Genomic DNA, 5,482 nt, shown 5'->3' with positions numbered 1-5,482 from the left:
AGGGGATGGGGGTGAGGGCCACCTTTGAAAAAAAGCGGCGGGGAAAGGATTCCCCGCCCTACATTTACGGTTGTCAGCGAAACGGGCGGACCTGAAGGTCCGCCCCTACGTCATCGCAAATTACCCCTCACCGCCGGGAATCAGCGAAACCCCGTCCATCTCCGGCAGCGGCGCGAGACCCAAAAGCTCCAGAATCGTCGGCGCCAGGTCTATAATCTCCGGCAGCTTCGCCAACTTCCACGGCCGGTTGACTAAGAACACGCCCGTGACTATCCCCGGGTCAAGCGAGCAGTGGTCGGCGGACCACTTCTTCCGCTGGTCCCGCAGCATCGCCGGCTCGATGCCCCCCAGCGAGCACTGCCAGCTCACCCGGTATCCCTCGTAAAACCCGACCAGGATGTCTGGAAAATTCTCCATGGCGTCGCCGTGATAGACGACGTCGCCGCGGTACACGTTGCGCACCACCGGCATCGAATCGGGACGGAGGGGGTCGTCGGGGCCGTAGACGCGGTCGCCCTCCTCCTTGGGCCGCGGGCCGTGGGGCGGATTGGTGTCCACCAGCAACAGGAGCTTGCGGGCTATCTCGTCCACCAGTTGGTCGTACTCCTCACCCGGCTCCACGATGCCCTTGGCCTCGCGCCCCTTTAAATTGATGTAAATCTCCCCCAGCCCCAGGGCGTACGCCACCGATTTATCCCAGTCCACCCCGGCGAAGAAGAGGCCCTGCTGCCCGAAGAGGTCCTCCAGGTTGTGTTCCTCGGTCCGGTAGCCCTGTTTGAGGACCAGGTACCCCTTTTCGATGAGCCAGTTGTTCAGGTTCACGTCGCGGCGGTAGGAGCCGAACCCGTGGTCGCTCATCACTATCAGGACGTCGTCGGGGTCCATGTGCTCGGTGAACCAGCCCACCACGCCGTCCATCCATTTGTAGACCTCGAAGACGGCCCGGCCGTAGAGCTTTTCCAGGTCGGCCGAGTACATGGGGTGATCGGTGTCCAGGAGGCGCCACATCATGTGCTGCACCCGGTCCGTACACTGGAAGACCGCCACGGTCAGCTCCGGGTGGTTCTTCTCGTAGAGATACCGGGTGATGTTGAACCGGTCGTCGGCGACCTTCCACAGGTTCTCCATGAAGGTATCCTCGCCGATGCGGCCCTCGGAGATGGCCCAGGTGTCTATGGCCCACCCCTGGGTGTAGTAGAGCCCGACCTCCTCGGCCACCTCGGCGCACAGGCATTCGGGGCAGGAGATGGGGAAAGCGGGGTCGCGCGGGTCGAAGTTGACGGGGTGCAGGTAAACCCGCAGCGGGTCCGTGGACAACAGCTTGAACTGGCTGATGCCTTCGACCGTGATGAGCGCGTTCACGCGGAAGTCGAACTCGACGAAGTCGCTCCACTCGTTTTCTTTGAGCACGATGTTCTGGTCGCCGACGTTCAGGCTGACCGAGCCGTCGTCCAACAGGCGCCCCCGGACGGGGAGGATAATCTCCTCGGGGGTGTCCAGGTAGGCGAGCTCGTCGGGGTCGAGCTGGCGGACCAGGGCCTCCTCGCGCAGCTCGCGCTTGTTGTCGCGGATGACGGGGTTGCGCGGCCCCTCGACGGGCAGCTCGAAGCTCCCGTCACGCTCCAGGGTGAGGTGGTAGAGCTTCCCGCCGAACTCGGTGTCCTCCTCGATGCCCGGCGGCAGGTCCTCGGCCCAGTAGAAGAAGGTCCCCATCGTCGCCCGCACGTCGGGCACCCCGAGGCCCGAGAGCACCTCCCCCGTGGCGCAGGGGCAGGGGAAGGTCACCGGCACCTGCATGAGCAGCTGGTGGACGTCGGCCGCGCTGGCCACGTCCCAGAAGGCCGTCCCCTGCCGGGTGCACCACACCTTGGGCATCGTCGTCGGGATGAGGTCCCACAGGAACTCGGCCTCCGAGGAATCCAGCATGGCGAAGACGGGGGTGTAGGTCTTGGGGTCGCGCAGGAGGAAATCGAATATGCCGTGCTTGCCGGGGTTGGCGCCGGTGGCGAAGCTGGACCAGCTCACCGGGCTCTGGGCCGGGATGGTCGGCACGAGCGGGCTGTAGGTCCCCCGCGCGGCCAGGGCCGTCAGGTTGGGTAACAGCGATTGGCCGGGGTTCTCGGGGTCCTCGGCGGCCATCCACTTCTCCAACAGGTCCGAATCCACGCCGTCGAAGCCCAGGACGACGACCCGGTGGTCGAATGCGCGGTAGTAGGGGACGCGCTGGAGTCCGGCGGCCAGCCGGAAGAGGACCAGCAGCCCGACGACGACCGCCAGGCGCAGGCCCCAGCGGAAGGGGAGCGCGAGGCGCTTCGGCTTGTCGGCCATGAGAACCTCGGGGGGTTGTTATTGCGTGGAAATTATACCACAGCTTGTGCGGTAATTCCGGCGTGGGAATGGTACGCCTCGTCAATCTGAAGCGGTCCATCCTGACGCGGGACCGGGACCTTGCGCCGCCAACCGGCGTGGCCTATAATCGCGCCGTCCGAATGTTCCCGCGAAAGGACCCCCATGAAGAGAACCTTCGCCATCCTGGCGGCCCTGGCTACGCTCGCCGGCGGCCGCGAGCCGCTCCAGCGCTGCGCTCATCCGACGATACCGCCCCCCGAGGACAGCCTGGACAACACCGTCGTGGCCATTGACGACACGTCGGCGGCGGTCTGGATCGGCACGCTGAAGAACTTCGGCGAGTCCGACGACGGGGGCGAGACGTGGAGCGCCTACGGCTACGACGACGGCCTGCCCGGGTCGGCGTCCGACGTGGGCACGGTGCGCATCGCGCCCGAGGGCGACGTGTACCTGGGCTGCTTCTACCCCCGGGAGAGCGGGCTGGACCCCCTGGTGGGGGCGGGGCTGGCCCGGACCCGCGACGGCGGGCGGACCTGGGACACCTGGACCACCGCGAACGGCCTGGGCAACGACGCCGTGTGGGACACCGAGTCCGACGGGAATGGGACCGTCTGGGCCGGGTGCTGGTCCGGCGGGGTGGCGATTTCCACCGACGACGGGGACACCTGGCACCGCAGCGTCCCCAGCGACCTGACGTTCGGCGACAACGTCTTCGCCCTGGCGCGCACGGAGGATTACCTCTTCGCGGGCACCGGCGCGGGCCTGGCCGTCTCCACCGACGGCGGCGAGACCTGGGAGCTCCAGGGCGTACCCGATCTGGGCGGGCAATCGAGCCAGGTGGTGGGCTTCGTCGAGGTCCAGGAGAAAGAGGACGGCCTCTGGGTCTGGGTCGGGACCGTCACCGGCGAGCAGGGCCAATGGTACGGCCTGTGGCTGGTGCGCCGGGGGGAGTGGGCCTGGAACTGGACCCGGTTCGCGGCGGAGACCACGGCGGGGCTGAACTCCAACGCCATCTACTGGATCGAGCCCGGCGCCGAGGACCACCTCTGGGTGGCCACCGCCTACAACGGTCCGGGCCAGGCGGGCGGCCTCTCCCACCGCCTCCCCAACGGCACCTGGGAGACCATCACCGGCCGCGGGCTCTACTCCAACAACATCTACTCCGTCTCCACGGAGGACAACCGGACCATCTGGGCCGGGACGCCGGTGGGGTTGCAGGTCTCGCGCGACGGCGGCGCCTCCTTCGACATCATTGACTTCCAGCCGCGCTCGGGCTTCATTGACGAGCCCATCGCCTACGCCTTCCCCAACCCCTTCTCGCCGCTGGGCCACGGCGTCTGCACCATCCGCTTCAGCGTCTCCGGGCACCCCCTGACCCACGACGCGGTTGTGGACATAGACATCTACGACCTCGAGGGGCGCCACGTCAGAAACATCGTGAAGGACGAGGTGTACCGGGGCGGGTTCGAGTATCAGAAGGACGTCTGGGACGGCACCGACGCCTCGGGGCGCCGGGTGGCCAACGGCGTCTATTACTACGTTATCGTGGCCAACGGCGAGCGGGCCTTCGTGGGCAAGATCGCCGTGGTGGAATGAGGTGGCCGATATGAAGAAAATCGCAGGGCTCCTTCTCGTCTTCGCGCTCATCTCCACCGCGGCGGACTACGACGGCGGGGGCCGTCCGGGGGCGGTGCTCCGGCTCGGCTGGGGCGTGAGGACCCTGGGCATGGGCCGCGTCGGGGTCGCCCTGGTGGAGGACGCCGAGGCGGTGGGCTACAACCCCGCGGGGCTGGCCTTCGCCCTCAATATCCAGGGTCTTTTGTTCCACCGGAATCTGTCTCTGGACCGGACCCAGTCCAGCGCCGGCTTCGTCTACCCCCTGCCCATCGCCGACGCCCGGGCCACGGTGGAGGCGGCCTGGTACTACCTGCGCGTCGGCGGCTTCGACGGCCGCGACACCGGCGGCAACCGCACCGGCGAGTTCTCCTACGACGAGCACATCGCCAGCTTCGCCTTCGGGGTCCGACCGCTGGAGTGGCTCGGGGTGGGGCTGACGGCGCGGATGATGTTCACCTCCGTGGCCGAGAAGACCGCCGAGGGCGGGGCGGTGGATCTGGGTTTCCGGGTGCGGCCCTGGGACGGGCTGGCCGTCGGCCTCTGCGTGCGCGACATCATCGGCAGCTACAAGTGGAAGACCGCCGCCGCCACCGAGGAGGCCCTGCCCGTGGAGTACGCGGCGGGTATCGGCTACGACCTGGACGGCTGGCTCCGGTTCGAGGCGGACTTCGTCACCACGGCCGACACGCGGCCGGAGTGGCGCCTGGGCGCCGAGTACTGGCCCGTGCCCACACTGGCGGTGCGCGTGGGGTACGAAACCGGGAACCTCGAAACGGGCGAAATCTCCGCCGGGGGGAGCATCATCGCGGGGCTCTTCGAGGGCGGCGAGCTGCGCGTGGACTACGCCTTCCGCACCGACCCCCTCGGCGCCGGGCCGTCCCACGCCGTGGCGCTCTCGCTCCTGTTTTAAAAGGGGGTAGGCATGTTCTGGGGACTGGCCTGGTTTTTTTGGGCGCCGATCCTCTTTCTGGCGTGGGTTCTGCCGATGATCATCGGGGGGATGATCGGGCGCTCCAAGGGCATCGGCTTCACCGGGTTCCTGTTGGGATTTTTCCTGAGCTGGATCGGCGTCGTCATCGCGGCCATCGTGGAGGGGAAGGGGTACGAGGGGCGCTGACCGGCGACGGTGGCCGGACCGCGTTGCGATTTGCGGCCGTAGGGGCGGGTGCACGCACCCGCCCGTTTCAACCCAACCCACAGGTTGCGATGACGTAGGGGCCGACCTTCAGGTCGGCCCGTCTTTTTTATAAGGCAGCCCTCACCCTTATTCCCTCTCCCACGGGGAGAGGGAAACCATTTCGCGCCCCGACCCGTAGGCGAGCCTCTCCCCGGAAGGGAAAGGGGGGCCGCGGACCACCGTCTTTCACATTCCCAACCCCGACCCTCACCCCCACCCTCTCCCTAAAAGGGAGAGGGGGTAGCGGCAACCCTCACTCCCGGTTGCGATGACGCAGGGGCCGACCGACGGCGCGCCGTTCAGGTCGGCCCGCGGGCGACCGTGGACGGTCGCCCCTAC

4 protein-coding genes are annotated in these 5,482 nt (G+C 67.6%); 3 read left to right on the top strand and 1 reads right to left on the bottom strand.

Features of this window, described 5'->3' with window-relative positions:
- Positions 1-120: 120 nt before the first annotated feature.
- Positions 121-2,328, bottom strand: coding sequence for an alkaline phosphatase family protein (locus VM054_01560; protein HUT97745.1), 2,208 nt, complete (start codon positions 2,326-2,328; stop codon positions 121-123).
- A 183-nt stretch (positions 2,329-2,511) separates the two neighbouring features.
- Here VM054_01560 and VM054_01555 point away from each other — a divergent pair, with 183 nt between their 5' ends.
- Genes VM054_01555 through VM054_01545 form a run of 3 tightly spaced genes read left to right on the top strand, consistent with a single transcriptional unit; the run spans position 2,512 to position 5,083 of the window.
- A complete protein-coding gene (locus VM054_01555) occupies positions 2,512-3,945 on the top strand; it encodes a hypothetical protein (protein ID HUT97744.1) in 1,434 nt (477 codons plus the stop codon).
- 10 nt (positions 3,946-3,955) lie between these two features.
- The gene (locus VM054_01550; GenBank protein HUT97743.1) at positions 3,956-4,876 is read left to right on the top strand and encodes a hypothetical protein; all 921 of its coding nucleotides are present in this window, start codon (positions 3,956-3,958) and stop codon (positions 4,874-4,876) included.
- A 12-nt stretch (positions 4,877-4,888) separates the two neighbouring features.
- Entirely contained in the window at positions 4,889-5,083 is a 195-nt protein-coding gene (locus tag VM054_01545) for a hypothetical protein (GenBank protein ID HUT97742.1), read from the top strand.
- Positions 5,084-5,482 lie beyond the last annotated feature (399 nt).

The organism is bacterium, from assembly GCA_035528375.1.
GTDB lineage: Bacteria > RBG-13-66-14 > RBG-13-66-14 > RBG-13-66-14 > RBG-13-66-14 > RBG-13-66-14.
This window is presented reverse-complemented; position numbering and strand designations above follow the sequence as displayed.

What these genes read in the sequence shown, in the direction of transcription:
- VM054_01560 (HUT97745.1), bottom strand. Translation starts at nt 2,328, where the DNA reads ATGGCCGACAAGCCGAAGCGCCTCGCGCTCCCCTTCCGCTGGGGCCTG.
- VM054_01555 (HUT97744.1), top strand. Translation starts at nt 2,512, where the DNA reads ATGAAGAGAACCTTCGCCATCCTGGCGGCCCTGGCTACGCTCGCCGGC.
- VM054_01550 (HUT97743.1), top strand. Translation starts at nt 3,956, where the DNA reads ATGAAGAAAATCGCAGGGCTCCTTCTCGTCTTCGCGCTCATCTCCACC.
- VM054_01545 (HUT97742.1), top strand. Translation starts at nt 4,889, where the DNA reads ATGTTCTGGGGACTGGCCTGGTTTTTTTGGGCGCCGATCCTCTTTCTG.